Raw genomic sequence first — 26,995 nt, forward strand, 5'->3', positions numbered from 1 at the left:
TTAACGATTGCTTTTAACGGCTCGCTGGCTGAAAAGCAACCTGAAGCACAATGGGATAGTTGATGCCAAAATGGCAGTAAAGAATCCGGCATGTTTCAACATTCTGCCCCCTTCTTGTTATCGGCATTTTAAGTAAAAAAATTTAACTGTTTCGCTCAGTATCAATCTACTTTTTTTATCTTAATTTGTTTCTTTTTCTGATCCAGCTCGCATGCCGTGAAGAGATTTTTACAGCCAGAGCACGCGATTAGTGATTTATGCTAATTTTTTCTGCCGATGTGGTTTTTTAATCCAGATAATTCAGTTTGGCTGACGTTGCATACCAGCCAGCTCGTCATTGATTGCCGGTTGCGCCAAAAGCCGGCCTTACCCTTCAAATGTCAGGAACAGAAGAGTAAATTGAGCGGGTTTATTTCCACGGCAGGAACGCAGTTCTGTCAGTTAAGGCACATGCAATGAATACAATTATCGAAAAATCGTCAAAGCTGGATAATGTTTGTTATGACATCCGCGGTCCGGTGTTAAAAGAGGCCAAACGTCTTGAAGAAGAAGGCAATAAGGTCCTGAAGTTAAATATTGGCAATCCCGCGCCGTTTGGCTTTGAAGCCCCGGATGAGATTCTGGTCGATGTTATTCGCAACCTGCCTGGCGCTCAGGGATACTGTGATTCAAAAGGGCTCTATTCCGCGCGCAAAGCCATTATGCAGCATTACCAGGCGCGCGATATGCGTGACGTTACCGTAGAAGATATTTATATCGGTAACGGCGTATCCGAGCTGATTGTTCAGTCAATGCAGGCGTTGCTGAACAGCGGCGATGAGATGCTGGTGCCGGCGCCGGACTATCCGCTGTGGACCGCCGCGGTTTCCCTCTCCAGCGGTAAAGCGGTGCATTATCTGTGCGATGAGTCCGCAGGCTGGTTCCCGGACCTGGACGATATTCGCAGCAAGATCACTCCGCGCACCCGCGGTATTGTCATCATCAACCCGAATAACCCTACCGGCGCCGTCTACAGCAAAGCACTGCTGATGGAGATCGTTGAGATTGCACGCGAACATAATCTGATCATTTTTGCCGATGAGATTTACGACAAAATCCTGTATGACGCCGCGCAGCATCACTCTATCGCCGCGCTGGCTCCCGATTTGCTTACCGTGACGTTTAACGGCCTGTCAAAAACCTATCGCGTAGCGGGATTCCGCCAGGGTTGGATGGTGCTTAACGGCCCGAAAAAACATGCTAAAGGCTATATTGAGGGGCTGGAAATGCTGGCCTCTATGCGTCTGTGCGCCAACGTTCCGGCTCAGCACGCCATTCAGACTGCGCTTGGCGGTTACCAGAGCATCAGCGAATTTATCATGCCTGGCGGACGTCTGTATGAGCAGCGCCAGCGCGCCTGGGAACTGATTAATGATATTCCCGGCGTAAGCTGCGTGAAGCCGCAGGGCGCGCTCTATATGTTTCCGCGTATCGATGCGAAAAAATTCAACCTGCACGACGATCAAAAGATGGTGCTGGATTTTCTGCTACAGGAAAAAGTGCTGCTGGTACAGGGATCGGCCTTTAACTGGCCGTGGCCGGATCATGTGCGTATCGTGACGCTTCCGCGCGTTGACGATCTGGAAATGGCCATCGGCAAATTTGGGCGTTTCCTTGAGGGTTATCGCCAGTAAGCTACGCGCTTCGTCCACGCTGTAGCACAGAGGATGAAAAGGCGATACTGTTGCTGCGGAGACCGGAGTGGTCGGTTTCCGCAGTTTGTGTACAGGAGAAACCTTTTCAATGAAGCAGAGCCATTTTTTTGCCCATCTTTCCCGCCTTAAACTGATCAATCGCTGGCCGCTAATGCGCAACGTGCGTACGGAAAATGTCTCTGAGCACAGCCTGCAGGTAGCGATGGTTGCTCATGCGTTAGCGCTGATAAAAAATCAGATGTTTAACGGGAGTCTGAATGCGGAACGCATCGCGCTGATCGCGCTCTATCATGATGCCAGCGAAGTGCTGACCGGCGATTTGCCTACCCCGGTTAAGTATTACAACGCGCAGATCGCACACGAATATAAAAAAATCGAAGAAATTGCCCGCCATAAGCTGATTGAGATGTTGCCTACCGAGCTGCAGGATGCATGGCGGCCGCTGCTGGACGAACAGCAGCAAAGCGAGGCGGAAACCGCTATTCTCAAGCAGGCCGACGCGCTATGCGCCTATCTGAAGTGCCTTGAAGAGCTTTCAGCCGGCAATAATGAGTTCCGGCGGGCGCTGGCGCGCCTGGAGGAAACGCTGGAGCGGCGACGCAGCGAGGAGATGGACTACTTTATCACCGTCTTTGTGCCCAGCTTTACGCTGTCGCTGGATGAAATATCGCAGGATACGCCGCTGTAAATCAGAACGGAAACAGCTGCGGAACCAGCAGGACGCTAACCACCATCACCACCAGCGTAAAAGGGACGCCGATTTTAATGAAGTCACCAAAGCGATAGCCGCCCGGCCCCAGCACCAGCGTATTAACCGGGGAAGAGACCGGCGTCATAAATGCGGCGGAGGCGGCGATAGCGATAATCATCGTGAAGGGATAAGGCGATACGCCCATCTGCGCCGCCGCCGCCACGCCAATCGGCGCCATCAGCACGGCGGTCGCCGTATTGGAGATAAACAGCCCAATGCCGGCGCATAGCACAAACAGGCAGAGCAGCATAATATGCGGGCCTCTGCCGCCGGCAATATCCATCAATCCCTGCACAATCAGCGCCACGCCGCCGGTTTTTTGCAGCGCCAGCGCAAACGGCATCATTCCGGCAATCAGAATTAGCCCCGGCCAGTGAATGGCTTTATAGGCGCTCTCCATATCGATACAGCGAAATTTACCCATCAGTAAACAGGCGATAATCGCCGCAATCGGGCCGGGAATCACATCGGTAATCATCAGCGCCACCATCAGCGCCAGACAGAATAAGGCATGTGGAGCCTGGCTGTGGGCCGGCACCGCCTCATCGATTTCAGCGGGCAGCGCCAGCAGCAGCAGATCGCGTTTCTGCTGCTGTAGCTGCTGGATACGCCGCCAGTCGCCAATGACCAGCAGAATATCGCCCACCTCCAGCGCCTCATCCGCCAGCGCGCCTTCCAGCAGGCTGTTGCGCCGTCGAATACCGATAACGCTCAGCCCGTAGCGCTGACGAAAAGCCAGCTCGCGTACGCTTTTACCAGGCAGCTCTGAATCGGGGATCAGCGACACCTCCGCCATCCCCACGTCACGTGCGCGATCGGAAAAATAGTCGCCGCGCAAAATTAACGGCTCCAGCTGCTGTTCACTGCAAAACTGCCGCAGATCGATCTCTGCCGCCGACATATCAATCAGCAGTACATCTCCGCTGCGAAAGGTTGTTTCTCCCGTCACCGTCACCATCACGCGACGAAACTTACGCCAGCGCTCCAGACCGACCACGTTCGCGCTATATTTTTCCCGCAGCTTAAGATCGTCGAGGCGATGTCCCACCAGCGGCGAACCGGCGCGGATCGCCAGACGACGGGCACGGCCGCTAAGCCGATACTCCCGGATCAGATCGCGGAAATTACGACGACGCGGTGCGCCGGATATGGATGTTTCAGCAGAGGAGCCGGCCAGCCAATAGCGCGCTACCAGCATATAGCCGATGCCCAGCGCCAGCACCGTCAGCCCAATGGGCGTAACGGCAAAAAAGCTAAAACCTGCCAGCCCTTCACGCTGGAGTTCGCTGTTCACCACCAGATTCGGCGGCGTGGCCACCAGCGTCATCATGCCGCTAATCAGCCCCGCTACGCTGAGCGGCATCATTAGCCTGGCGGGCGATGAGCCTATTTTCGCCGCCACGCTCAGCACCACCGGAATAAAGATAGCCACCACGCCGGTAGAGCTCATAAACGCGCCCAGCCCGGCCACGGTCAGCATCAGCCAGAAAATCATTTTGCTTTCGCTGTTGCCGGCGATTTTCATCAGCCATTCGCCGGTCTGCAACGCAATGCCGGTGCGCACCAGTCCTTCGCCAATGACGAACAGCGCGGCAATCAAAATCACGTTAGGATCGCTAAAACCGATGGTGGCTTCCTGCAGCGTTAGCGTACCGCTAAGGACAAAAGCGACAATCACCAGCAGCGCAACGGCATCCATGCGCAGCCTGCCGGAAGCGAACAGCCAGACGGTTACGCCCAGCAGCCCAATCACCCAAAAAAGTTGACTATTCACAGCCCGTTCCGTGTCAGAAAACCCTGAATGCGTGCAGCATGCCATAAAATAAACCCCGCGATAGCGGGGTTAAATCAATCACTCCTGGGTTAGCACCGTTATCGTCCCGTCATCGTCTTTTACGATGCGCAACGCATTAAGCGTGGTCAGCTGCAGAGCGGTTTCCGCCAGGCGCGGCGTAGTAGCCGGCGCGTTCACCGCAATTACCGTACAGCCGGCGGCAAGGCCGGAAAGAATACCGGCTGGGGCATCCTCCACCACCACGCAGTCAGCAGGATGCAGGCCAAGCAGCTCTGCGCCAAACAGATAAGCATCCGGCTCAGGCTTGCCGTTTTTAACGCGCTCGGCGGTGACAAAATGCGTCGGCAACGGCAGCCCTGCCGCCTGCCGACGCGCAAAAGCGACCGGCACAGAACCGGAAGTGACAATCGCCCAGGGAATAGCCAGCGCGTTCAGATGCTCCAGCAGCTCGCAGGCACCGGGCAACGCCGTTACGCCTTCGGTATCCTCAGCTTCGGTTTTCTCCAGCAGCTGGAACTCCTGCTGGATTTCCTCTTCGCTGCTGCCGCGCATAAAGTGACGCAGTGAAGTGATGGCCTGCTTGCCGTGGATAAAACTAAGGATTTCATCCGCGTCGATACCGTGGCGCTTACCCCAGTTACTCCAGGCGCGTTCTACGGCGGGCAAAGAATCGACCAGCGTGCCGTCTAAATCAAACAAGAAACCTTTACACTTCACTCGCGTTTCCTTCTCAGGCGTTGATAATTTGCGCAATCTCGGTTGCGCACAGATGATACTGCCGCGGGCAGGTTTGCCAGGCAGCCAGCATGCGTTGATATTTTTCCCACATCGGCGTCTGGGCATTAAAGCCGTGCGTACCGGCATCGAAATGGGTGTAGCGCCCTTCTGTGTTAACCATAAAACGCACGTATCCCAGATAGCGCGCTTCGGTTGCCGCATCAAAACCAAGAAACTGTAACCGGCGTTGGTCAATAGCGGCCCGATCCTTCAGGTTTTCCCAGGATACCCGCAGCGCATGGTGCATTTCCATAATATTAATGATGGTGCGGCAAACCTCTTCGCCCAGCTCGCCAAATTCGCGATCCAGCTCGCGCATCTGCAGACTATATCCGCGTTCAATAATAGTTTGCAGGCGGCGATAGCGTTCGCCGTTATCCGGATCGAGCAGGGTCATGAGTTTGTATTGGTTGGAAAGTATTAAGCGCTGAGCATGCGTCATGTCCATCTTCAACTCCCGTATTAAGCACAATAAAAGGATGTTCAAGAATCGCACGGTGCATAAAAAGGGGGTATCACAAGCCGGCCTTTCTTTGATTTAAGCCGGGTTGCCGTAAAAAAAACTGGCTGGCAACCCGAACCTCATTCAGAGATCGTCAAGGAAAGTATTATCCAGCTGATGAAAAGCGCGTTTTAGCAGATCCGCCAGCGCCTGATAGGTGGGTTTGCCTTCAAGCGGAGCGATCGCCTGTCCGGCCTGCTGCAGTTTTTCGCGCACTTCATGAAACCAGTTCAGCAGCGCGGGCGGCAGCGGCGTAACGGAACGGCGTCCTAACCACCACAGCCCCTGCATCGGCAGGCTACAGGCAAACAGCGCGGTCGCAACCGCCGGTCCCAGCTGGCCGCCCAGCGCAATTTGCCAGGTCAGCGTAAAAATCGCCAACGGCGGCATAAAGCGGATGGAAAAGCGCGTGGCGGTGCTGATGCGGTTTTCCGGGAAAACCGGCGCCAGACGTTTATCGTTCGGCCATGTTTTCATGTAGTGCTGTCCAAGCTGGAATGTTTTAAACCAACCGACGCTGGATTCATTTGCCATGGCTCACCTCAACTTCTTTTGCAAGTTTTAAAAAATTTAAGCAACGAAACAACTTTATGTGACATCCTTCAAAAAATTTTGTTTTTGCGTGGGACTGCCGTTATTCTGAGCGCATTCCCAGCATCGCTAAAGCGAATAATCCTTATTATTTTGAGGCGGAGCCGTTGGAAGCGACACAACTTTCAAAATTTTATGTAAAATCACCGTCTTTTTTTGCTGCCGGATAACTTTTTGCTGGCAGTATGATGATAATCATTAATGTACCAGCTTTCATGCACTAGGATGATAGTCTGATTGCGTTTTTTTTAGCCACTTTTGATAACAAATAGGTACTTCCATGTCGAGTAAGTTAGTACTGGTTCTGAACTGCGGTAGCTCTTCTCTTAAGTTTGCCATTATCAATCCGGCTGACGGTAAAGAGTACCTGTCAGGTCTGGCCGAATGTTTCCATTTGCCTGAAGCGCGCATTAAATGGAAGCTGGACGGCTCCAGGCAGGAAGCTGAGCTGGGTGCGGGCGCAGCCCACAGCGAAGCCCTGAACTTCATTGTTAAAAACATTCTGGCACAAAAACCAGAGCTGTCGGCACAAATTGCTGCAATCGGTCATCGTATCGTTCACGGCGGTGAAAGGCTGACCCAGTCTGTCGTCGTTAACGACCAGATTGTACAGGAGATTAAAGAGGCTTCGCCTTTTGCTCCGCTGCATAATCCGGCACATCTGATCGGTATCGAAGAAGCGCTGAAAAACTTTCCGCATCTTTCCGATAAAAACGTAGCGGTTTTTGACACAGCTTTCCATCAGACGATGCCCGAAGAATCTTACCTCTACGCCCTGCCCTACAATCTCTATAAAGAACACGGCATCCGCCGCTACGGTTTCCACGGCACCAGCCACTATTATGTGTCGATTGAAGCCGCCCGCATGCTGAATAAGCCGGTGGAAGAGCTGAACGTCATTACCTGCCACCTCGGCAATGGCGCCTCCGTATCGGCTATCCGCAACGGTAAGTGCGTGGATACCTCTATGGGCCTGACTCCGCTGGAAGGTCTGGTGATGGGCACCCGCAGCGGCGATATTGACCCGGCGATTATTTTCTTCCTGCACGATACGCTGGGAATGAATATTGATGCCATCAACAAGCTGCTGACGAAAGAGTCGGGCCTGCTGGGCCTGACCGGCGTGACCAGCGACTGCCGCTACGTGGAAGATAATTACGCCACCAAAGAAGATGCGAAACGCGCGATGAACGTTTTTTGTCATCGCCTGGCCAAATATATCGGCTCCTACAGCGCGATGATGGATGGCCGCCTGGATGCCGTGGTGTTTACCGGCGGTATCGGTGAAAATGCGGCGATGGTACGCGAGCTGTCGCTGGCGAAACTGGCGCTGCTGGGCTTCGAGGTGGATCACGAACGCAACCTGGCGGCACGCTTCGGGCAGGAAGGCTTCATTAATAAAGAAGGCACCCGTCCGGCGCTGGTTATCCCGACCAATGAAGAGTTGGTTATCGCCCGCGACGCCGCGCGCCTTACCGCATAAGACTTTCTCCGTCAGCTCAGGCTGGCGGAGTTGTTTTGACAGCCTGAAATACCTGAGAGGTTTACTGTGTCACGTACCATTATGCTTATCCCTACCGGCACCAGCGTCGGGCTGACCAGCGTCAGCCTCGGCGTCATTCGTGCGATGGAACGCAAAGGGGTTCGCCTCAGCGTGTTCAAACCCATCGCGCAACCACGCGCCGGGGGCAATACGCCTGACCAGACCACCACCATTATTCGTAAAAACTCCTCCATTCCCGCCGCTGAGCCACTGCAGATGTCACGCGTGGAATCCCTGCTGGGTTCAAACCAGCAGGATGTGCTGATGGAAGAGATTATCGCCCGCTACCATGCCAACGCGCAGGATGCCGAAGTGGTGCTGGTGGAAGGTCTGGTGCCCACGCGTAAACATCAGTTCGCCAGCGCGCTTAACTACGAAATCGCTAAAACCTTAAACGCGGAAATCATCTTTGTTACCGCGCTGGGCAACGATTCACCGGCGCAGTTGAAAGAGCGCATCGAAGTTACGCAAAGCAGCTTTGGCGGCAGTAAAAACAAAAGCATCACCGGCGTAATCATCAACAAGCTTAACGCGCCGGTAGATGAACAGGGCCGCACCCGCCCGGATCTGTCAGAGATTTTTGATGACTCCACGAAAGCCAGCGTTGCGAATATCGATCCGAGCCAGCTGTTTGCCAACAGTCCGCTGCCGGTGCTGGGCTGCATTCCCTGGAGCTTCGATCTGATCGCGACCCGTGCGATTGATATGTGCCGTCACCTGAACGCGCGCATTATTAATGAAGGTGAAATCCAGACGCGCCGGGTGAAATCAGTAACGTTCTGCGCGCGTAGCCTGCCGCATATGCTGGAGCATTTCCGTCCAGGCTCGCTGCTGGTTACCTCCGCCGACCGTCCTGATGTGCTGGTCGCGGCCTGCCTGGCGGCTATGAACGGCATTGAAATCGGTGCGATTCTGCTGACCGGCGGTTATGAAATTGATGACCGTATTTACAAACTCTGCGAGCGTGCGTTTCAGACCGGCCTGCCGGTGTTTATGGTTGAAACCAATACCTGGCAAACCTCGCTTAGCCTGCAGAGCTTCAATCTGGAAGTGCCCAGCGACGATACGCAGCGCATCGAAAAAGTTCAGGAATACGTCGCCAGCCATATCAACAGCGACTGGATTGAATCTCTTACCGCAACCTCCGAGCGCAGCCGTCGCCTTTCGCCGCCGGCCTTCCGTTATCAGCTCACCGAGCTGGCGCGCAAAGCGGGCAAACGCATTGTGCTGCCGGAAGGCGATGAACCGCGTACCGTTAAGGCTGCGGCAATTTGCGCCGAGCGCGGCATTGCGCACTGCGTTCTGTTAGGCAACCCGGACGAAATTCAACGTGTTGCTGCGGCGCAGGGCGTCGAGCTGGGTAAAGGTATTGAGATTGTCGATCCGGAAGTGGCACGCGCTGATTATGTCGCTCGCCTGGTTGAACTGCGCAAAAACAAAGGGATGACCGAGGTTGTGGCGCAGGAACAGCTGGAAGATAACGTGGTGCTGGGCACCATGATGCTGGAACGTGACGAAGTGGATGGCCTGGTTTCCGGCGCGGTGCATACCACCGCCAACACCATTCGTCCGCCGTTGCAGCTGATCAAAACCGCGCCCAACAGCTCGCTGGTTTCCTCCGTGTTCTTTATGCTGCTGCCGGAACAGGTGCTGGTTTATGGCGACTGCGCCATCAACCCGGATCCCACTTCCGAACAGCTGGCGGAAATTGCTATTCAGTCGGCGGATTCCGCTGCGGCTTTCGGCATTGAGCCGCGCGTAGCGATGATCTCCTACTCTACCGGCAATTCTGGCGCGGGCAGCGACGTAGAAAAAGTACGCGAAGCAACGCGCATTGCGCAGGAAAAACGTCCGGATCTGGTGATCGACGGCCCGCTGCAGTATGACGCGGCGATTATGGAAGATGTGGCAAAATCCAAAGCGCCGAACTCTCAGGTTGCCGGTCGCGCCACGGTATTTATCTTCCCGGATCTGAATACCGGTAACACCACTTATAAAGCGGTACAGCGCTCGGCAGATCTGATTTCAATCGGACCGATGCTGCAAGGCATGCGTAAGCCGGTTAACGACCTGTCACGTGGCGCACTGGTTGATGATATTGTTTATACCATCGCCCTGACCGCAATTCAGGCCGCACAGGCGGAAGAGTAGCAGAACTAATTTATTTTGCTGATTAAAGGCGGCCCACGGGCCGCCTTTTTATTTTTCATCACCAACGTAATAAATAAGCGAAGCGGCAACGGATTAATAATAAATAAACGAAGCGGCTACCGTTGCGCTTATTTTCCCATGCAATTTATGAAATTATTTTGGTCAAATCGCTATTCCCTAACTAGCCTTAAATTACCTGAAACAGAGGTGTCGCTATTTTTCACGCATGTTGAAAAATTAATACTGTGGCAACGGGTTAAAAGATAAACATAGGGAGTAAATATTATGAGTGAACATCCTGAGCATCTCCGCAACCGGCATGATACTGCCTGGGTGGAACCGGTGAGTGGTGTACCGCTGAAGCGCATTTCATGGAGCGCTATCTTTGCTGGCGTTATCGCTGCGGTATTAATTCATTTAATATTGGCGCTGTTGGGAACGGCTATCGGTACTTCCAGTATCGATCCAATGAAAGAGCAAAACCCGCTGGACGGCATCGGCACCGGCGCCGCTATCTGGACCGGCATCAGTATGCTGATTGCTATCGCCGTGGGCGCCTGGGTTAGTGGACGTCTGGCGCAGCGTGAAGGGGTGCTGCATGGCCTGTTAATGTTTGGCGTCAATACCCTGTTTAGCCTCTGGCTGGCGGTGATGCTGGTGAATTATGCCATGAGCGGCGCCATGAACGTTATGGGCGCAGGCCTGAGTGCGATCGGTAGCAGCATTAGTGCCGTCGCCCCACAGGTAACGCAAATGGCGCGTGATAAGCTGCAGGAAAACGGCATTAACCTTGATGATTTGCAGAATGAATTAGAAACCACGCTGCGTCAGACGGGCAAACCTGAGCTGCAGCCGGAAAATCTGCAAAACGACGCGCAGAATGCGGTAAACAGTGCGCAGAATCAGGCGCAGACTACGGCAAATAATCCGCAAAATGCCGATACGGATATTACCAACTGGGTGAAAGGTTTAATTAACCGTAACCAGGATACTTTGCAGGCTGCCGACCGTGACGCGCTGAAAAATATCATTAAAGCGCGTACCGGAAAAACCGATGCTGAAGCTGAACAAATTGTCGATCAGACAGAAAAAAGCTATCAGCAGGCGCGTCAAAAATATACTGAGTTAAAACAGCAGGCGGAACAAAAAGCGCGTGAAGCCGCGGATAAAGCCGCAGCGGCTACCGCTAAAGCCAGCTGGTTCGCCTTCGTTATGCTGATTATCGAAGCCATTCTGGCAGGCGTAATGGGGATGGTGGGGCGTCGTACTCAGCCGCGTCAGGTACTGAGCCATCAGCGACCAACTAAACTCGATTAAATAACTTTAATCATTAATAAGGCGGGAAAGGTTCCCGCCTTATTTATTACAGTAATTCCCGCGCCGCCAGAATAATATCATGCGCCGTCAGGCCGTACTCTTGCTGCAAAAACGCCTGCGTGCCGACCTGGCCGTAGCGCTCTTTCACGCCGACGCGCCGCATCGGTACCGGGCAGGTTTCCACCAGCACCTCCGCTACCGCCGAGCCCAGTCCGTTATGGATACTGTGGTTTTCGCAGGTAACGATACGTCCCGTTTTCTCGGCGTAGTCTTTTACCAGCCTGCGGTCAATGGGTTTCAGGGTAAACATATCGATAACCGCCGCGCTGACGCCTTCCTGCTCCAGCTGGCGCGCCGCCTCCAGCGCTTCCGTCACCATAATGCCGTTGGCGATCAGGGTAATATCCTTCCCGTCACGCAGCACATTGCCTTTGCCGATGGTGAAGGTTGAGCCTGGCGCATACACGCTCGGCGCCTGCTTGCGGATCGTGCGAACCCAGTAAAAGCCGTCGAGATCGATCAGCTGGCGCAGCACATCGTCGAACATCACCGCATCGGTCACTTCCAGCACCACCGAATGCGCCAGCCCGCGCACAATGCCCATATCCTCAAACGACATATGCGTGCCGCCGTTATGACAGGCGGTTACGCCTGCATCGGACGCTATCACCTTCACGTTATTACGCGCGTAATCCAGCGACATAAACAGTTGGTCAAAGCAGCGACGGCTGGCAAAGGCGGTAAAGGTATGCACAAACGGTTTACGTCCCGTAAGCGACAGCCCTGCGGCGGTACCTATTACATTGGCTTCCATAATGCCGCAGTTGATGACATGCTGCGGATGTTCCCGCGCCACGCCATCCATCGCCATTGAGCTCATCAGATCCGCTTCCAGAGCGATAATCGGGCTTCCCGCCTCAATCTGCTTCGCCACGAAGCTGGCATAGACCTTACGCATCTCTGTCGCGTCTTTTTGTCCTGCGGGTGCAACCTTAATCATGTGCAGCCTCCAGTTGGCGAATGGTTTCGTTAAGCACCTGTTTCGTGTCGTCGGTTAGCCGCAGGTGGTGAGAGTTACCTAACTGTTCCAGGTACGGCACGCCCTGCCCTTTAATACTGTCGAGGATCACCACCCGTGGACGCGCGTCCGTCGCCGGAACCGGCTGAACCCGTTCCAGCAGTCCGGCCACGTCATCGCCTTTTACGGTTACAGCATCAAAGCCAAAAGCGCGGAATTTCCCTTCAAGGTCAAACGCACAGATGATCTCGTCCAGCTCGCCGTCAAGCTGCTGTTTGTTCCAGTCGATAAATACCGTCAGGTTATTCAGGCGGTGATGGGCGATAAACTGAAATGCCTCCCAGCACTGCCCCTCATTAAGCTCGCCATCGCCGACAATACAGAATACCCGGTTTGGCCGTCCCGCCAACTTATGCGACAGCGCCATCCCGCCGGCAATGGAAATCCCCTGCCCCAGCGAGCCGGTGGTGGCGTCCACGCCGCGGGTTTTTAGCCGGTCCGGATGGCTTGGAAGCCGGGTGCCGTTCTGGTTCAGCGTGCTCAACTCTTCAACGGGGAAGTAGCCTTTGATGGCTAAGGTGCTGTACAGCGCCGGGCCCGCGTGGCCTTTAGACAGAACAAAGTAATCTCGCTCCGGCCAGTCCGGATTTGTCGGGTCAATTTTCATCACCGCGCCGTACAGTACCGCCAGCGTTTCCACGACCGACATACTGCCTCCGTAGTGGCCGAAGCCAAGCTGCGTCAGCGATTTAAGCGTGGCGATGCGAATATCGCGCGCCAGTTGGGTAACCTCGTTCACATTCATGATTTGGCTCCGGTATTTGCCTGCGCGTTAGCGCCCGCAGATCTGTTTTTCGCAAATATGTTGTATGCCACCAGCAGCGCGAATACCCCCACAACCAGCCCCGTAATGGCAAGCGGCGGCAGGTAGCGCGCCAGGTTACCCAGCACAATCCCAATCACGCCAAAGTCGGCGTCTGAAAAGGTAGTATTGGCAAAGCCAATCGCGCCCAGTACCGGCAGCAGCAGAACCGGCAGGAAGGTAATCAGCAGTCCGTTAGCAAATGAGCCAATCATTGCTCCGCGTCGTCCGCCGGTGGCGTTACCGAATACGCCTGCCGTCGCGCCGGTAAAGAAGTGCGGCACCACGCCCGGTAAGATCAGCACCAGCTTGATCTGCCCCAGCAGGAACAGCCCGACCAGACCGCCCAGGAAGCTGAACAGAAAGCCAATCAGCACCGCATTTGGCGCATAGGGATAGACAACCGGGCAGTCCAGCGCAGGGCGCGCATTCGGCACCAGTTTTTCCGAGAAGCCGGTAAAGGCCGGAACGATTTCCGCCAGGATCAGGCGTACGCCCTGCAGGATGATGAAAACGCCCGCCGCGAAGGTAATCGCCATGATGATGGCGTACACCAGATAGTGCTGACCGCTGCTAAACTGGCTTTCGACATATTCCCTACCGGCGCTCACCGCCATAATCAGATAAATAATCATCATGGTCAGGGAGATAGAAATTGAGCTATCGCGCAAGAAGCTCAGGTTTTTCGGCAGGTTCATCTCTTCGGTAGAGCGGGAACCTTTGCCGCATTTGCTGCCGATCCAGCCGGAAAGCACATAGCCGAGAGTACCGAAGTGGCCAAAGGCAATATCATCAGTCCCTGTGATACGTTTCATATAACGCTGCGCCAGCGCCGGGAAGAACGCCATGACCAGGCCTAAAATTAGCGAGCCAGTAAATACCAGGCCAACGTCTCCGAACCCGGCGACGGTCAGGATCACGCTGATCATACAGGCCATATAGAAAGTATGATGCCCGGTCAGGAAGATATATTTCAGGCGCGTAAAACGGGCGACAATAATATTCGCCACCATACCGAAGGCCATTATCAGCGCGGTGGACGCGCCATATTTATCCAGCGCGATAGAGACAATCGCTTCGTTATTGGGAATAATCCCCTGGATATTAAAAGCGTGTTCAAACATGCCGCCCAGCGGATTTAACGATCCGACCAGCACCGTCGCGCCGCCGCCTAAAACAATAAAGCCGAGAATGGTTTTAATCGTTCCCTTAACGACATCAGAAAAAGCTTTTTTCTGTGCCACCAGGCCAATTAAGGCAATTAAGCCCACCAGCACCGAGGGCACCTTAAGAATATCAACAATAAAATTCAGCGTTTCCAGGATAAACATATCCACCTCGCTATATACATTTTATCCTTCAGGCTGCTTTGTTATTGGCCGCCCTGGCTTCCCCTGTCGCTGCCTGCATAAGCTGCGGGGTTCGCCCAGTTGCCGTGCACCCTGAATGATTTCATGTTTCGTCGTTATTGTTTGTCGAACCAGGCGCGCAGCTGCGCTTCCAGTTCATTGATGTCGATGATGTTGTTAATCACCACCAGCTGACTTTCCGGCACGCTGGCGCTGGCGGCGATATCTTTAGCCATCACAAAAAGATCCGCCGCGCCAGGCGTTGCGGAAGAGAGATCGGCGTGCTCAACGTCAGCCTCTATCTCCATCTTTTTAAGCACTTTTTTAATATTCATTTCGACCATAAAACTGCTGCCGAGACCGGAACCGCAAATAGCCATAATTTTCATTATTATCACCTGTTAAGTAGAGTACGCCCCATCACGCCTGCGCGTAATGTATTCAGTAACCGGGTTGCGTAATTAAATCAGAAGCGTTCAATAATCTTTTTAATATCCTCCGGGCTCTTCGCCTGATGTAATTTTTCCATATCCTCATCGCTGGAAAATAATTCCGCCAGCGCGGACAGCATTTCAATATGGCTATGGTTATCAGGAGCCGCAAGCATCACTATCACGTCTACCGGGTCAAACTCTCCGGCACCAAACGATACGCCGCGTTGCAGCTTTAGCAGTGACAACCCTAATCCTTTCGCTCCCTCTTCCGGTCTGGCATGCGGCATCGCCAGCCCTGGCGCCAGCACGTAATAAGGCCCCAGTTTCTGATGCTGCCCAATAATCGCCGTGACGTAATCGGGTGCGATGATTCCGGCATCCAGCAGCGGCCTGGCGCAAAGCTCCAGCGCCTGCGGCCACGCTTCCACACTCTCCTGCAGCCTGATGGTAGCCTCATGCAGCCATTTATTGAGCACTTTTTCCATCCCGTCGTTTAGCCAAAGATGAGCAAACTTTATGCAAGAGAACAAGAGTTATCCGTGATGTTAATCACAAAGATAGCGCTACCAAAAACCAACATCCAGAATTGTGATAGCGCTATCAAAGTACAATCTTCACAGGAATTCACGGCAAAAAAGGAGGCCCAGGGCGTATACTCCTGATACCTGAAGCGAAGGAAGACAATCAACATCTGGTCAGCAGGAATTTGTATGTCTCTAACCCGAAAACGGCGTAGTACCGGTAAAGTCACTCTCGCCGATGTGGCTCAGCTTGCCGGTGTGGGCACGATGACCGTATCCCGTGCGTTACGTACGCCTGAACAAGTTTCCGATAAACTACGTGAAAAAATTGACGCGGCGGTGCAGACGCTGGGATATATGCCCAACCTTGCCGCCAGCGCACTGGCGTCGGCCTCATCCAGAACCATCGTCATGGTGGTGCCTGACCTTGCCGAGGCGGGCTGTTCCGAAATGTTCGCCGGACTGCAGCAGGTGCTGCAACCCGCCGGATACCAGATCATGCTGGCGGAATCCCGGCATCGTCTCGAACAGGAAGAAAAGCTGCTGGAAACGCTGCTGGCCTCCAGTATCGCCGCCGCGATTTTGCTTAGCGTCGAGCACAGCGACACCGTGCGTCACTGGTTGCAGAACGCCTCGATTCCGGTGATGGAAATAGGCGCGGTGCGCGCCGATCCTATCGATATGAATATTGGCATTGATAACGTTGCCGCGATGTACGAGCTCACCGAAATGCTTATCCGGCGTGGTTATCAGAATATCGGCATGCTGTGCGCTAATCAGGAGCAGTGGATTTTTCAGCAGCATTTGCAGGGCTGGTACAAGGCGATGCTGCGCCATCATCTGTCGCCCCATCGGGTGATCAACGCAGCACTGCCGCCCAATTTTTCCACCGGCGCGTCTCAGCTGCCGGAATTTTTACTGGCATGGCCAGAGCTGGACGCGCTGGTCTGCGTTTCCGACGAGTTAGCCTGCGGCGCGCTATATGAATGCCAGCGCAGACGGATCAAAGTGCCGGATGAGCTGGCGGTGGTGGGTTTTGGCGACAGCGATGTCAGCCGCGTATGCCAGCCGCCGTTAACCACGATGGCGGTGCCGCACCGTAAGATCGGTATTGAGGCCGGACGCGTGCTGCTGGAGCGTTTGAATGACGAGGAGTGGAGCGATCGGCAGCCGATCGCCTCCAGTTTATGTTTGCGTGACAGCTGCTGAGGCGTTATTCCGCCCTGACCTGTTTTTCCTGCCTGGACGGTTCATTATTGGCGTTGCGGCTGAGCCACAGCGACAGCGCCTTCAGCGAATCCGGGGTAAATTCATCGCAGCGGGCGGTGATCTCTTCCGGGGTCAGCCAGAAAACCTCATCTACTTCTTCCGGCTGCATGGCAAACGGACCGTGCGACACGCAGCTGAACAGCGCGCCCCAAACGCGGCAGTGTTCATCTGCAAAATAGAAGTGACCATGCTCGGCGAAAGGCACGGCGGCAATGCCCAGCTCCTCTTCCGCTTCACGACGCGCAGACTCCAGATACCCTTCTCCGCTTTGCACAACGCCGCCTGCGCAAGCATCCAGCATGCCTGGCAGAAAATCCTTACTTTCAGTTCGGCGCTGCACCAGAATATTACCCATGCCGTCGTGCACCACTATATAGGTAGCGCGATGACGCAAATGTTGTGCCCGCATCTGGGCACGGCTGGACTGAGCGATAACTTCGTTATCTTCGTTAACGATATCTACCCATTCAGTGCCGGCTTCCTGACCTTGCTCCACCATCAGTAACCCTTTTCGTTCTGGCGCCCATTGCGCGATGATATTTTCCACAGGATTTGCGTTACGTTGACGCAAACCGCCATAACTTAAAGGCTTCGCCTGCCGGACGCAAGCCGTGCGATTAGCCTTTTTTAACCGACTCTCCCAGCCATAGCTGAACGGACGCGCGTTGCCATTGAAACCAGGCATATTGCGCCAGATTTTCCGGCAATTCATCGCCATGCAGGGCCAGCCGATTGAGCATAATAGCCAAATCGGTATCGGCAACAGACCATTCGCCAAACAGGTTCTGTTGCCCGGCGCTCAGCAGGCTTTGCGCGCCCTCGATAAGTTTAGCGGCGCTACGGCGCGCTTCCTCGCTTAGCGGCGAATATTTTTTACCGGCAAAGATTACTTCTGTCGGACGCTCCTGACGGATCGACATAAAATCGCTGCGCAGCCAGGCCTGCAGCTCGCGAGCCCTGGCGCGCTTTTCCCGATCGTGCGGATAGAGCCGCTCATAATCGGGCGCCGGAAAGCACTCTTCCAGATATTCAGTAATCGCCGAGGATTCGCTGAGCTGAATATTATCCAGCGCCAGCGTGGGTACGCGTCGGGTCAGCGAAATGGCGGCGTACTCTTCCGTCAGATGCTGCTGATGCGCCAGATCAATCCGCTGTAGCGTAAACGGCAGCCCTTTTTCCCGCAGGGCGACATAGACGGACATCACCCAGGGACTGTAGCAATTAGCGTCTGACCACAGCTTAATCGTGGGATATTGCATGCTGTTTCTCTCCTGCGAGTTAACGATCAATGCGCCGTCGGTGATGGCCGAAGACGGCAACCAACGGCATAACGGCACAGGTTCGCCGCCGCTTCCGTTTGTTTACCGGAGATTGTCTGGGTTGGCAATGGCTATTACGCCGCCCGATAATAGCACTTTTGCTAATGTTCTCTTCTATGCTGAATAAACAGCAATAACACAGGCACAGGGCTTTGCATGCAAATATTAATTACCGGCGGCACCGGCCTGATTGGTCGTCATCTGGTGGCGCATCTGCTGTCGCGAGGCGATCGGGTAAGCGTGGTAACGCGTAATGTCGAGGCGGCGCGCGAGCTGCTGGGCCCGCGGGTCAGCATCTGGTCAGGGCTGAATCAACAGCGCGATCTGAACGGCATCGATGCGGTGATTAACCTTGCCGGCGAGCCGATCGCCAGTAAGCGCTGGACGCCGCAGCATAAACAGCTGCTCTGCGAAAGCCGCTGGCAGATCACCGAGCGGCTGGCCTCGTTAATCAACGCCAGCAGCGAGCCGCCGGCGGTACTGATTTCCGGCTCGGCAACCGGTTATTACGGCAATACCGGCGAGCTGACGTTAACCGAAGAAGATAGCGGTCACGATGAGTTTACCCATCAGCTTTGCGCCCGCTGGGAAGCGCTGGCGATGACCGCCGCCAGCGATCGTACCCGCGTTTGCCTGCTGCGCACCGGCGTCGTGCTGGCAAAAGAAGGCGGCGCGCTGGCCCAGATGAAAAAGCCCTTTATGCTGGGCATTGGCGGCCCCATCGGCAGCGGACGCCAGTATCTGCCGTGGATCCATCTGGATGATATGCTGAACGGCATTCTCTGGCTGTTGGATCACCCGCTGCATGGCCCTTTTAATATGGTTGCGCCTTATGCGGTGCGCAATGAGCAGTTCGCCGTAACCCTGGGCAAGGTAATACATCGCCCGGCGCTGTTACGCACGCCGGCCAGCGCGATCAAACTGCTGATGGGCGAATCAGCGGTGCTGGCGCTGGGCGGGCAGCATGTGCTGCCGGAGCGGCTGCAGGCGTCCGGCTTCCGCTTCCGCTGGTATGAACTGGAAGAGGCGCTGGCGGACGTGTGCAGATAGCGGGTAAACGGAGCTAATGCGCCCTTTAACTTCTTATATATTATTTTTTAGTCTTAGCTTCTTATTTAACAGGCTTTAAGTTGCCCGATAAATTCTCCAGCGATTACTCTCCGGATGAATCGTATATGGAGAAAATCAATGAAAAAAAGGAAATTTACTTATTCCGCATATTGGCTGGCCGCAATGCTGTTTACTTCGACACCTGCAGCGGCTGAGGCAGGTTATCAAAAGCAGACCGGCAGTTTTGTTAAGCTGGAATTTCCCACCGCGCACGAACTTAATGCGCGTTCGCTACAGCCAGCTGCACCAACGGCGCAGCTAATAATGCCTGACGACAATCAGCAAATTACGTTACATCCTACCCGCCGCTATCAGGATTTCTCCGCCTTTAGCGGTAAAATAAAGGCGCCGCAGAATCAGGCTGAAGATGAAGATGTGATTGTAGTGAAAAGCGATCGGGGCGGGTTCCTGATGCTGTTTACCCATCGCCAGCAAATCATTTATCAGTCCGCCACAGGAGAACAGACGTTATTAACCTTTGATCAGGATACAAACACTATTCAGGACGAGACGGTTATGCTCGCTGAGAGCAAAACCGCCATTGCCATGCGCTCGCTTAACCTGCAGGATCGCAGCAGCCGGGCGGCGGCCGATATTGATGCCGAAGGAAACTACGTTATCGATATACTGGCTGGCTTTTCCATCGCCTCCGCGCAGATCGTCATCGATCCGGAGGCGTACGCTTTTGCCCAGGTGGAAAGCATTAATCAGGCGCTGAGGAACAGCCAGATTGATGGAATTAAAATCAGGCTGGTCGGGATACAGATCATCGACCAGGATTACCCTATTCACAACTCAAACCTGTCACTGATGACTACGGCCTTCGCCAGAGGTATTGAACAATATAGCCCCGACCTGGTCGCTGGTTTTTTTGTCGGCGATAAAGCTATTAATAACGCCACGGCGTGGAGCTACGTCAACGGTTCTATAAGCATTAATAATATCGCATCACCTACCGCTCTGCGCCATGAAATTGGCCATAATGCAGGCGGCCATCATTGTTCAGATGCAACCACTTCCGGGTATGCTTATGGCTGGGATAATGGCAAAAGCCAAACCATTATGTGTGGTAACACTAGCGGCTATTATTCTAATCCCAATCTCAAAGATAAATTTGGGCTGCCGCTGGGCAATGTTGCTAATGCCGATATGGCACGCGTATGGCATGAAGCCAAAGCCCGCATGTCCTCCTACCGCCCCGCCGTCGTTCCGCTGAATAATGAGAAGGTTACCCTGTTAGCCGAACAGCGGATCGATCTGAATGCCGCGAATAACTACCGTGCCGGCCTGCAGGTGAAAATACCGGAAAATGTGGGCAAAGTCGTTATCGCCGCCCTGCATGGCGAAGATTTTCTGGAAGATGGAAAATATACGCTTGATGTTGCGGAAGTGGACGATATAACCACAGAGCATTATGGTTCTGACACACAATATTATCCGTCATATACCATTGCGCAGCCCAAGACCGATTCTCAGTTTTATGCAAGCGTGCGCAGCAAAGGTGTCAATTTAGAGGGTATCCTGCTGCGCGTTTGGGCATTTACGCAGGAACTTGAAAACAGCGGCGCCGAGAGCGGAGACCTGAGCGGCTGGATTCAAGAGCAGGGCCAGTTCCGCGTGATCGCCTCGCAGGATGGTATTTTACCCGCTACAGGAAAATATTACTTTACCGCCCGCAATAGCTCCAAAGAAGCTAACTATGCTGAAACCGACCGCATAACGCAAACTATCGCTGTCAATCCACTGACAATAACGCCAAACACTAGCGCCAGGCTCACATTTATGAGCAACGGCTGGGGCGACGGCGATTATGGCACCGCTACGCTGACGGCAAAGAATAAAGCGGGCGCGATCCTGAATCAAAGCAGGGTAACCACCACGGGATATCCGCAGAAGTGGAGCAGCTATAGCGTCGATCTTTCTCTGCCGGAAGAAACCTCGCAGGTTGAAGTCAGAATCGACGCTTATCCCATCGCAGGCGCCATGAACGACGTCCACTTTGATGATTTCCACTTCAGCGTTACCTACTGAGTCGAAGTCAGGCCGCCAGCAGCAGCTGGCGGCGATGCTTATTTCAGCGCGCCGGAAAGGAACTGCTGCAGCCGCGCGCTTTTCGGTTGACTAAACAGCGTCTCTGGCGGCCCTTCCTCTTCGATTTTGCCCTGATGCAGAAAAATAACGTGGCTGGAAACATGACGGGCAAACTCCATTTCGTGCGTGACCACCACCATAGTTTTTCCCTCTTCCGCCAGCTTTTGCATAATGCGCAGCACTTCCCCTACCAGTTCGGGATCGAGCGCTGAGGTTGGCTCATCAAACAGCAGCACATCGGGCTCCATCGCCAGGGCGCGGGCAATGGAAACGCGCTGCTGCTGTCCGCCGGAGAGATTGACCGGATACTTCGCCTGGGCGCGCTCGTCAATGCCAACCTTATTCAGATAGCGCAGCGCACGTTCACGCGCCTCCGGCTTGCTCAATCCCAGCACCTGAATCGGCGCTTCCATCACGTTCTCCAGTACCGTCATATGGCTCCAGAGATTAAAGTGCTGAAACACCATAGTGAGACGCGTACGCAGCAGGCGCAGCTGCTCCTTATCGGCGACTTTCAGCTGCCCGTCGCCGTCGCGCACCAGATCAATGTGCTGGTTATTCACCGCAATCGATCCTTCGCTCGGTTTTTCCAGGAAGTTAATACAGCGCAGGAAGGTGCTTTTCCCGGAACCGGACGATCCGATAATGGTAATCACGTCGCCGGCGTTTGCCTGTAGCGATACGCCTTTTAACACCTCATGTTCACCATAGCGTTTATGCAATTCGGTAACGTTGAGTTTATTTTCAGCCATAGTCGTACTCAGTGGGACGATGAAGGTTTAAGGTGCGCCAGCCAGCGTTTTTCCGCCTTGCGGAACAGGCTAATCAACACGTAAGAAATCATTAAATAGATCACCGCCGCAATGCCAAAGGCGGTAAACGGCTGATAGGTGGCGGCATTAATATCCCGCGCGATTTTCAGCAGATCGGGCACGGTGGCGGTAAAGGCCAGCGCCGTTGAGTGCAGCATTAAAATCACTTCATTACTGTAGGCAGGCAGCGCAATACGCAGCGCCGCAGGCAGAATAATGCAGCGATAGAGCTTAAAGGTAGAAAAACCATAGGCGCGCGCCGCCTCAATTTCTCCGTGCGATACGGAGCGAATCGCACCGGCAAAAATCTCGGTGGTATAGGCGCAGGTATTCAGCGTAAACGCCAATAGCGTACAGTTCAGGCCGCTGCGGAAAAAGGCGCTGAGCAGCTCCGATCCTTTGACCACTTCCAGCGTATACATGCCGGAATAGATAATCAGCAGCTGTACATAAAGCGGCGTGCCGCGAAAGATCCAGGTAAACAGCCACACCGGCGCGCGAACCGCTTTGTTCGGCGAGACGCGAGCGATAGCCAGCAGCACCGCCAGGCAGCCGCCGATAGCCACGGAAAGGATCAGCAGCCACAGCGTAATCGCCACGCCGGTAAAGCGGTAGCCGTCGGTCCAGAGCAGTGATTTCCAGTACTCCTGTAAAATATCGATCATAGCTCGGCCTTCTTCACGCCAACGGAATAGCGGCGCTCCAGCCACCACAGCACGCCGTTTGATAAGGTAGTGAACAGCAGGTAAATGATACCGGCGACAAGGGCGAACCAGAACGGCTGCCAGGTACTTTTCCCGGCCAGCTGGGTGGCTTTTACCACATCCTCCAGCCCCAGCAGCGACACCAGCGCCGTGGCCTTCAGCACCACCTGCCAGTTATTGCCGATGCCGGGCAGCGCAAAGCGCATCATGGCAGGGAACAGAATGCGGCGAAACACCTGCGAGCCGGTAAAGCCAAAGGCGGTTGCCGCTTCGATCTGCCCTTTCGGCACCGCCATAAAAGCGCCGCGAAAGGTTTCGGTAAAATAGGCGCCGTAGATAAAACCCAGGGTAATCACCCCGGCCGTCATCGGATCAATATCAAACTGCGCGATCCCCAGCGCGGTGGTAATTTGGTTGAGCGCGATCTGTAGCCCGTAGAAGATCAACAGCATCAAAACCAGATCCGGCACGCCGCGTATCAGCGTGGTGTAAGCCTCAGACAGCAGCGCCAGCGGACGATGGCGCGACAGGCGCGCGCCGGCACCCAGCAGGCCCAGAATCACCGCGAGCAGCACCGAACTGAGCGCCAGCTCCAGCGTCACCAGCGCGCCGCGCAAGATAACCTCAGAATAGCCATACAACATCAACAGAATCCTGGCGTAACAGAAGAAACACAACGCCGCTCACGGTAAGCGAGCGGCCATAACGGTCGGCGATTAATCACCGTATACGTTAAAATCAAAATACTTTTTCGCGATCTTGTCGTAGGTGCCATCTTTGCGTATTTCAGCAAACGCTTTATCAATGGCCGCTTTCAGCTCGCTATCTTCCTTACGCAGCCCGATACCGGTGCCGACGCCGAAAATTTTGTCATCTTTCACCGCCGGACCGGCAAAGGCGTAATCTTTACCCACCGGCTGTTTCAGGAAGCCTTCGCTTGCCTGCACCTCATCCTGGAAAGCGGCATCGATACGGCCCGCATTTAAATCCTGATAAACCAGATCCTGGTTGGCGTAAGGCGTAATGGTTACGCCCTTCGGACGCCAGTATTGATTCGCATAGGTTTCCTGGGTCGTGCCCTGCAGCAGGCCGATATTTTTTCCTTTTAACGACTCCGGCGTAGGCTCCAGTTTTGCGCCTTTCGGCGCGATCAGCCGCGCGTTAGCCGCATAGAGTTTGTCGGAGAAAGCAATCTCCTGCTGACGCTTTTCGGTAATGGATAGCGAAGAGATAATAAAATCAATTTTCTTCGCCTTTAGCGACGGGATCAGCGCATCGAAATCGCTCTCCACATAGCTACAGCGAGCCTCGATACGCTTACAGATCTCATTTGCCAGATCAATATCAAAACCGACCAGCTCTCCCTGCGCGTTTTTCGATTCAAACGGCGGATAGGTGGGATCGTTACCGATACGCAGCGTTTTCGGTACGGCTGCGCCGACAGTGCCTGCGAAAGCCAGCAGCAAAGAGAGAGCCAGAACTCGCTTTTTCATGGGTTATCCTCAAATGAAGAGCTTATAGTTATGTGAGATGTGACGGGTTTGCTTTCAGGAAACTGCACTTTTCATGCCAGTTTAGCGCGCTGCGGCATTATCGACGCCTGGCCTTAACCGCAGCAAAAAACGGGCATAAGCGCTTCGTTTGTGAATGAAATATAGCAGGCTTGAAAACAGGAAAAAGCGACTTTGTTACGTTTTGGTGCATGACCTGCACGAAAAGTGATCCAGGCCGAATTAATGCACCAAAATGGAACATTTTATGTGAGGTTATGCACCCTGCCAGCGCGTGAAGAGCTCTTCCGGCAGGGTAATATCAAACTGATCGAGCACCCGATTCAGCGTTTGATCGACGACGTCCATCAGGCTCTGCGGCCGATGATAAAAGGCCGGCACCGGCGGCATCACTACCGCGCCCAGCTCGGCGGCGGCGGTCATCAGCCGTAAATGTCCCAGATGCAGCGGCGTTTCCCGCACGCAAAGCACCAGGCGACGGCGCTCTTTCAGCACCACGTCGGCGGCACGCGTCAGCAGCCCGTCGCTATAGCTATGGACAATACCGGATAAGGTTTTTATTGAGCAGGGCAAAATCACCATCCCTGCGGTTTTAAACGAGCCGGAAGAGATACTGGCGGCGATATTACGCGCGTCATGCACCACATCGGCAAAGCCCTGTACTTCGCGCAGGGAAAAATCGGTCTCCAGCGCCAGCGTCTGGCGTGCAGCGTTACTCATCACCAGGTGCGTTTCAATTTCCGGCAGCGGCTTTAACAGCTGCAGCATCCGAACGCCGTAAATAACGCCGCTGGCGCCGGAAATGCCAACGATCACTCTTTTCATGGTAATACCTTCCTTCTTGGTGGAGGTTAAGTTTGGACGCCCGCCCGCCAGTTTACAATCAAACCGCCAGCGCGACGCCCTTCAATATCTCCGCCCGATCGGCAAAGAGCTGAATAAGATGATCGGCCACCACCCTGACCCGCCGCGAATGCGCCAGATCGGCATGCATTACCAACCAGATAGGCTGTTCGACGCCCAGCTCAGCCAGCAGGCAATGCAGCCCCGCCTGCTGCGCAAGGAAATGCGGCAGCACCGCTAATCCCATACCGGCAACGGCGGCGGAAAGCTGCGCCGATAGCGTATTGGTTTCCAGCCGACAGGGACGGCCGCGCAAGGTGCGTAAAACCCATTTTGCCGCAGGCAGATGATGGTGCGTTTCCGCCCAGCCGATAAAAGCGTCGTGCTCGTAAGCGGCATTATCCTCACCGGGCCGACGGACCGCCAGATAATCGGCTGAACCATACAGGCCAAAGCCCAGCGTGCCCAGCCGCTTTATCGTCAGGTTACCGGTTTCAGGACGCACCATCCGTACCGCCAGATCGGCGTCGCGCCGGTGCAGATTCACCGTTTGCAAGCCGCTAATCACCTCTACGCGCAGCTCCGGATGCTGTAAAAAAAGCCCCCTCAGCGCAGGAACAATCAGCGGATTAGCCAGATTTTCCGCCGTTGCCAGCCGTACCAGCCCTGCTACATTACCCTGCATTTGCGCCGCCTCGCCAAAAGCGAGACCGGCGTACTCCAGCGCCTCAGCCCGTTCCAGCAGGGCTTCGCCATCATCGGTCAGGCGATAACCGGTTTGATGGCGGCTAAAAAGCGGCACGCCAAGCGCGGCCTCCAGCCGATCCAGACGCCGCGACAGCGTGGCAATCCCCATGCGCAGCTCATCGGCGGCCCGGCTTAAGGTGCCGCAGCGGGCAACGGCAAGAAATATCCGGGCATCATCCCAGTGAACAGATGCGTGCATAAGGTTTTTCAATAATGGAAAACGGAACGCCGATTTTAGCGCTACTTTGTCGCTATGGGAAAGCAGATACTTCTCGCAACCAACAGGAGGAGCAAAAATGCAACAACGACAGCTGACGACAAATTTGCAGGTTTCCGCGCTGGGGCTGGGCTGCATGGGAATGAGTGAATTTTACGGGCCGCGCGATGACGCCGCCTCGCTGCGCGTGCTGGAACAGGCGCTGGATAACGGGATTAATTTTTTCGATACGGCGGATATGTATGGTCCTTACCACAACGAAGAAATTATCGGACGTTTTCTGGCATCCCGGCGGCGGCAGCGGATAAAAATTGCGACCAAGTTCGGCATTGTACGCCAGCCGGGAGAATATCGTCGCCGTATCGATAACAGCGCCGACTATGCCCGCCGCAGCTGTGAAGCTTCGCTGCGACGGCTGGGAGTTGAGCAGATCGATCTATATTACGTTCACCGTCTGGATAGCGCGACGCCGGTGGAAGAGACGATGGAAGCGCTGGCGCAGCTGGTGCGTGAAGGAAAAATTGCGCATATCGGCCTGTGCGAGGTTAGCGCGCCCACGCTCAAGCGTGCGCACGCGGTTCATCCGGTGGCGGCGGTGCAAACTGAATACTCGCTCTGGACGCGCGAGGTAGAAAACGCGGTGCTGCCCACCTGCCGTGAGTTAGGTATTGGCCTGGTCGCCTATTCTCCCCTTGGGCGCGGTTTTTTGACCGGACGCTTTCAGCAAACGGCAACGTTTGAGCCCGGTGATTTCCGCGCCAACCTGCCCCGCTTTCAACCTGAAAATTTAATAAAAAATCGCCCGCTGGCCGAGGTGATTGCAGCCCTGGCGACAGAAAAAGCCTGCTCTGCCGCCCAGATTACGCTTGCCTGGCTGCTGGCGCAGGGAGAAAACATCGTTCCCATTCCCGGAACCTGCAACCCCGTACATTTGCAGGAAAATGCCGCAGCGCTGACGGTAAATTTAACCACGAAAGAGCTAACGGCGTTACGGGAAGCGGTGACGTCACTACCGGTTGCCGGTGAACGCTATACCGCTGAAGGTATGAAAGGCATTGATGCGTAAG

General features: G+C 54.5%; 27 protein-coding genes. 10 read left to right on the forward strand and 17 right to left on the reverse strand.

Going from position 1 to position 26,995, the window contains the following annotated elements; genetic code table 11:
• Window positions 1-455 precede the first annotated feature (455 nt).
• Both COO59_RS09195 and yfbR read left to right on the forward strand, forming a co-directional pair.
• Window positions 456-1,673: a pyridoxal phosphate-dependent aminotransferase gene (locus COO59_RS09195; protein WP_103059495.1), complete on the forward strand. Its 1,218-nt coding sequence runs from the start codon at window positions 456-458 to the stop codon at window positions 1,671-1,673.
• Window positions 1,674-1,782: 109 nt separating this feature from the next.
• Window positions 1,783-2,382: a 5'-deoxynucleotidase gene (gene yfbR / locus COO59_RS09200; RefSeq protein WP_103059496.1), complete on the forward strand. Its 600-nt coding sequence runs from the start codon at window positions 1,783-1,785 to the stop codon at window positions 2,380-2,382.
• A gap of 1 nt (window position 2,383) precedes the next feature.
• Here the strand turns inward: yfbR and COO59_RS09205 are convergent, their stop codons facing one another.
• From COO59_RS09205 to yfbV, 4 genes are all read right to left on the reverse strand, one after another.
• Window positions 2,384-4,219: an SLC13 family permease gene (locus COO59_RS09205; protein ID WP_103059497.1), complete on the reverse strand. Its 1,836-nt coding sequence runs from the start codon at window positions 4,217-4,219 to the stop codon at window positions 2,384-2,386.
• Between the two features lie 78 nt (window positions 4,220-4,297).
• Entirely contained in the window at window positions 4,298-4,957 is a 660-nt protein-coding gene (locus tag COO59_RS09210) for a sugar phosphatase (protein WP_240614109.1), read from the reverse strand.
• A gap of 13 nt (window positions 4,958-4,970) precedes the next feature.
• Window positions 4,971-5,465: a YfbU family protein gene (locus COO59_RS09215; protein ID WP_103059499.1), complete on the reverse strand. Its 495-nt coding sequence runs from the start codon at window positions 5,463-5,465 to the stop codon at window positions 4,971-4,973.
• Between the two features lie 138 nt (window positions 5,466-5,603).
• Window positions 5,604-6,053: a terminus macrodomain insulation protein YfbV gene (gene yfbV / locus COO59_RS09220; RefSeq protein WP_103059500.1), complete on the reverse strand. Its 450-nt coding sequence runs from the start codon at window positions 6,051-6,053 to the stop codon at window positions 5,604-5,606.
• Window positions 6,054-6,390: 337 nt separating this feature from the next.
• On the opposite strand from yfbV, the gene ackA reads away from it, so the two are divergent.
• From ackA to COO59_RS09235, 3 genes are all read left to right on the forward strand, one after another.
• A complete protein-coding gene (gene ackA / locus COO59_RS09225; protein WP_103059501.1) occupies window positions 6,391-7,593 on the forward strand; it encodes an acetate kinase in 1,203 nt (400 codons plus the stop codon).
• Between the two features lie 66 nt (window positions 7,594-7,659).
• The gene (gene pta / locus COO59_RS09230; RefSeq protein WP_103059502.1) at window positions 7,660-9,804 is read left to right on the forward strand and encodes a phosphate acetyltransferase; all 2,145 of its coding nucleotides are present in this window, start codon (window positions 7,660-7,662) and stop codon (window positions 9,802-9,804) included.
• A gap of 285 nt (window positions 9,805-10,089) precedes the next feature.
• On the forward strand, window positions 10,090-11,121 hold the full coding sequence (locus COO59_RS09235; RefSeq protein ID WP_103059503.1) for a TIGR04086 family membrane protein: 1,032 nt from the start codon (window positions 10,090-10,092) through the stop codon (window positions 11,119-11,121).
• A 46-nt stretch (window positions 11,122-11,167) separates the two neighbouring features.
• On the opposite strand, the gene COO59_RS09240 is transcribed toward COO59_RS09235, so the two are convergent.
• From COO59_RS09240 to COO59_RS09260, 5 genes are all read right to left on the reverse strand, one after another.
• Window positions 11,168-12,121: a transketolase family protein gene (locus tag COO59_RS09240; protein ID WP_103059504.1), complete on the reverse strand. Its 954-nt coding sequence runs from the start codon at window positions 12,119-12,121 to the stop codon at window positions 11,168-11,170.
• Window positions 12,114-12,944, reverse strand: a complete 831-nt coding sequence (locus COO59_RS09245) for a transketolase (RefSeq protein WP_103059505.1) — start codon at window positions 12,942-12,944, stop codon at window positions 12,114-12,116. The genes COO59_RS09240 and COO59_RS09245 overlap by 8 nt, the downstream gene beginning before the upstream one ends.
• Window positions 12,941-14,332, reverse strand: a complete 1,392-nt coding sequence (locus COO59_RS09250) for a PTS ascorbate transporter subunit IIC (RefSeq protein WP_103059506.1) — start codon at window positions 14,330-14,332, stop codon at window positions 12,941-12,943. Before COO59_RS09250 ends, COO59_RS09245 begins: the two co-directional genes overlap by 4 nt.
• Window positions 14,333-14,466: 134 nt before the next feature.
• Complete coding sequence (locus tag COO59_RS09255; RefSeq protein WP_103059507.1) at window positions 14,467-14,739, reverse strand: PTS sugar transporter subunit IIB; 273 nt, start codon at window positions 14,737-14,739, stop codon at window positions 14,467-14,469.
• Between the two features lie 77 nt (window positions 14,740-14,816).
• Entirely contained in the window at window positions 14,817-15,260 is a 444-nt protein-coding gene (locus COO59_RS09260; RefSeq protein WP_103059540.1) for a PTS sugar transporter subunit IIA, read from the reverse strand.
• A 234-nt stretch (window positions 15,261-15,494) separates the two neighbouring features.
• Between COO59_RS09260 and COO59_RS09265 the strand changes: the two genes are divergently transcribed.
• A complete protein-coding gene (locus COO59_RS09265) occupies window positions 15,495-16,514 on the forward strand; it encodes a LacI family DNA-binding transcriptional regulator (RefSeq protein ID WP_103059508.1) in 1,020 nt (339 codons plus the stop codon).
• 4 nt (window positions 16,515-16,518) lie between these two features.
• On the opposite strand, the gene yfcD is transcribed toward COO59_RS09265, so the two are convergent.
• Together yfcD and yfcF are read right to left on the reverse strand one after the other, a co-directional pair.
• Complete coding sequence (gene yfcD, locus COO59_RS09270) at window positions 16,519-17,073, reverse strand: NUDIX hydrolase YfcD (RefSeq protein WP_103059541.1); 555 nt, start codon at window positions 17,071-17,073, stop codon at window positions 16,519-16,521.
• 118 nt (window positions 17,074-17,191) lie between these two features.
• Entirely contained in the window at window positions 17,192-17,833 is a 642-nt protein-coding gene (yfcF, locus tag COO59_RS09275) for a glutathione transferase (RefSeq protein ID WP_103059509.1), read from the reverse strand.
• Between yfcF and COO59_RS20790 the strand changes: the two genes are divergently transcribed.
• From COO59_RS20790 to COO59_RS09285, 3 genes are all read left to right on the forward strand, one after another.
• The gene (locus COO59_RS20790) at window positions 17,832-18,020 is read left to right on the forward strand and encodes a hypothetical protein (RefSeq protein ID WP_133158600.1); all 189 of its coding nucleotides are present in this window, start codon (window positions 17,832-17,834) and stop codon (window positions 18,018-18,020) included. The two genes, yfcF and COO59_RS20790, sit on opposite strands and share 2 nt — an antisense overlap.
• Before the next feature lie 29 nt (window positions 18,021-18,049).
• Complete coding sequence (locus COO59_RS09280; protein ID WP_103059510.1) at window positions 18,050-18,943, forward strand: TIGR01777 family oxidoreductase; 894 nt, start codon at window positions 18,050-18,052, stop codon at window positions 18,941-18,943.
• A gap of 138 nt (window positions 18,944-19,081) precedes the next feature.
• Entirely contained in the window at window positions 19,082-21,034 is a 1,953-nt protein-coding gene (locus tag COO59_RS09285; RefSeq protein ID WP_103059511.1) for a hypothetical protein, read from the forward strand.
• 38 nt (window positions 21,035-21,072) lie between these two features.
• Here COO59_RS09285 and hisP read toward each other — a convergent pair whose 3' ends face one another.
• From hisP to COO59_RS09315, 6 genes are all read right to left on the reverse strand, one after another.
• On the reverse strand, window positions 21,073-21,846 hold the full coding sequence (gene hisP / locus COO59_RS09290; RefSeq protein ID WP_103059512.1) for a histidine ABC transporter ATP-binding protein HisP: 774 nt from the start codon (window positions 21,844-21,846) through the stop codon (window positions 21,073-21,075).
• 8 nt (window positions 21,847-21,854) lie between these two features.
• Window positions 21,855-22,571: an ABC transporter permease gene (locus tag COO59_RS09295; protein ID WP_103059513.1), complete on the reverse strand. Its 717-nt coding sequence runs from the start codon at window positions 22,569-22,571 to the stop codon at window positions 21,855-21,857.
• Complete coding sequence (locus COO59_RS09300) at window positions 22,568-23,254, reverse strand: histidine ABC transporter permease HisQ (RefSeq protein ID WP_103059514.1); 687 nt, start codon at window positions 23,252-23,254, stop codon at window positions 22,568-22,570. The genes COO59_RS09295 and COO59_RS09300 overlap by 4 nt, the downstream gene beginning before the upstream one ends.
• 72 nt (window positions 23,255-23,326) lie before the next feature.
• A complete protein-coding gene (locus COO59_RS09305; protein WP_103059515.1) occupies window positions 23,327-24,103 on the reverse strand; it encodes a lysine/arginine/ornithine ABC transporter substrate-binding protein in 777 nt (258 codons plus the stop codon).
• Window positions 24,104-24,376: 273 nt separating this feature from the next.
• Window positions 24,377-24,946, reverse strand: a complete 570-nt coding sequence (locus COO59_RS09310) for a UbiX family flavin prenyltransferase (protein WP_103059516.1) — start codon at window positions 24,944-24,946, stop codon at window positions 24,377-24,379.
• A 58-nt stretch (window positions 24,947-25,004) separates the two neighbouring features.
• Window positions 25,005-25,910 carry a LysR family transcriptional regulator gene (locus tag COO59_RS09315; RefSeq protein ID WP_103059517.1) on the reverse strand — a complete coding sequence of 302 codons (906 nt, stop codon included), beginning with the start codon at window positions 25,908-25,910 and terminating at the stop codon, window positions 25,005-25,007.
• A gap of 97 nt (window positions 25,911-26,007) precedes the next feature.
• Here COO59_RS09315 and COO59_RS09320 point away from each other — a divergent pair, with 97 nt between their 5' ends.
• Window positions 26,008-26,994, forward strand: coding sequence for an aldo/keto reductase (locus COO59_RS09320; protein WP_103059518.1), 987 nt, complete (start codon window positions 26,008-26,010; stop codon window positions 26,992-26,994).
• Window position 26,995: the final 1 nt, after the last annotated feature.

It is taken from the genome of Mixta theicola (assembly GCF_002895925.1).
Lineage (GTDB): Bacteria > Pseudomonadota > Gammaproteobacteria > Enterobacterales > Enterobacteriaceae > Mixta > Mixta theicola.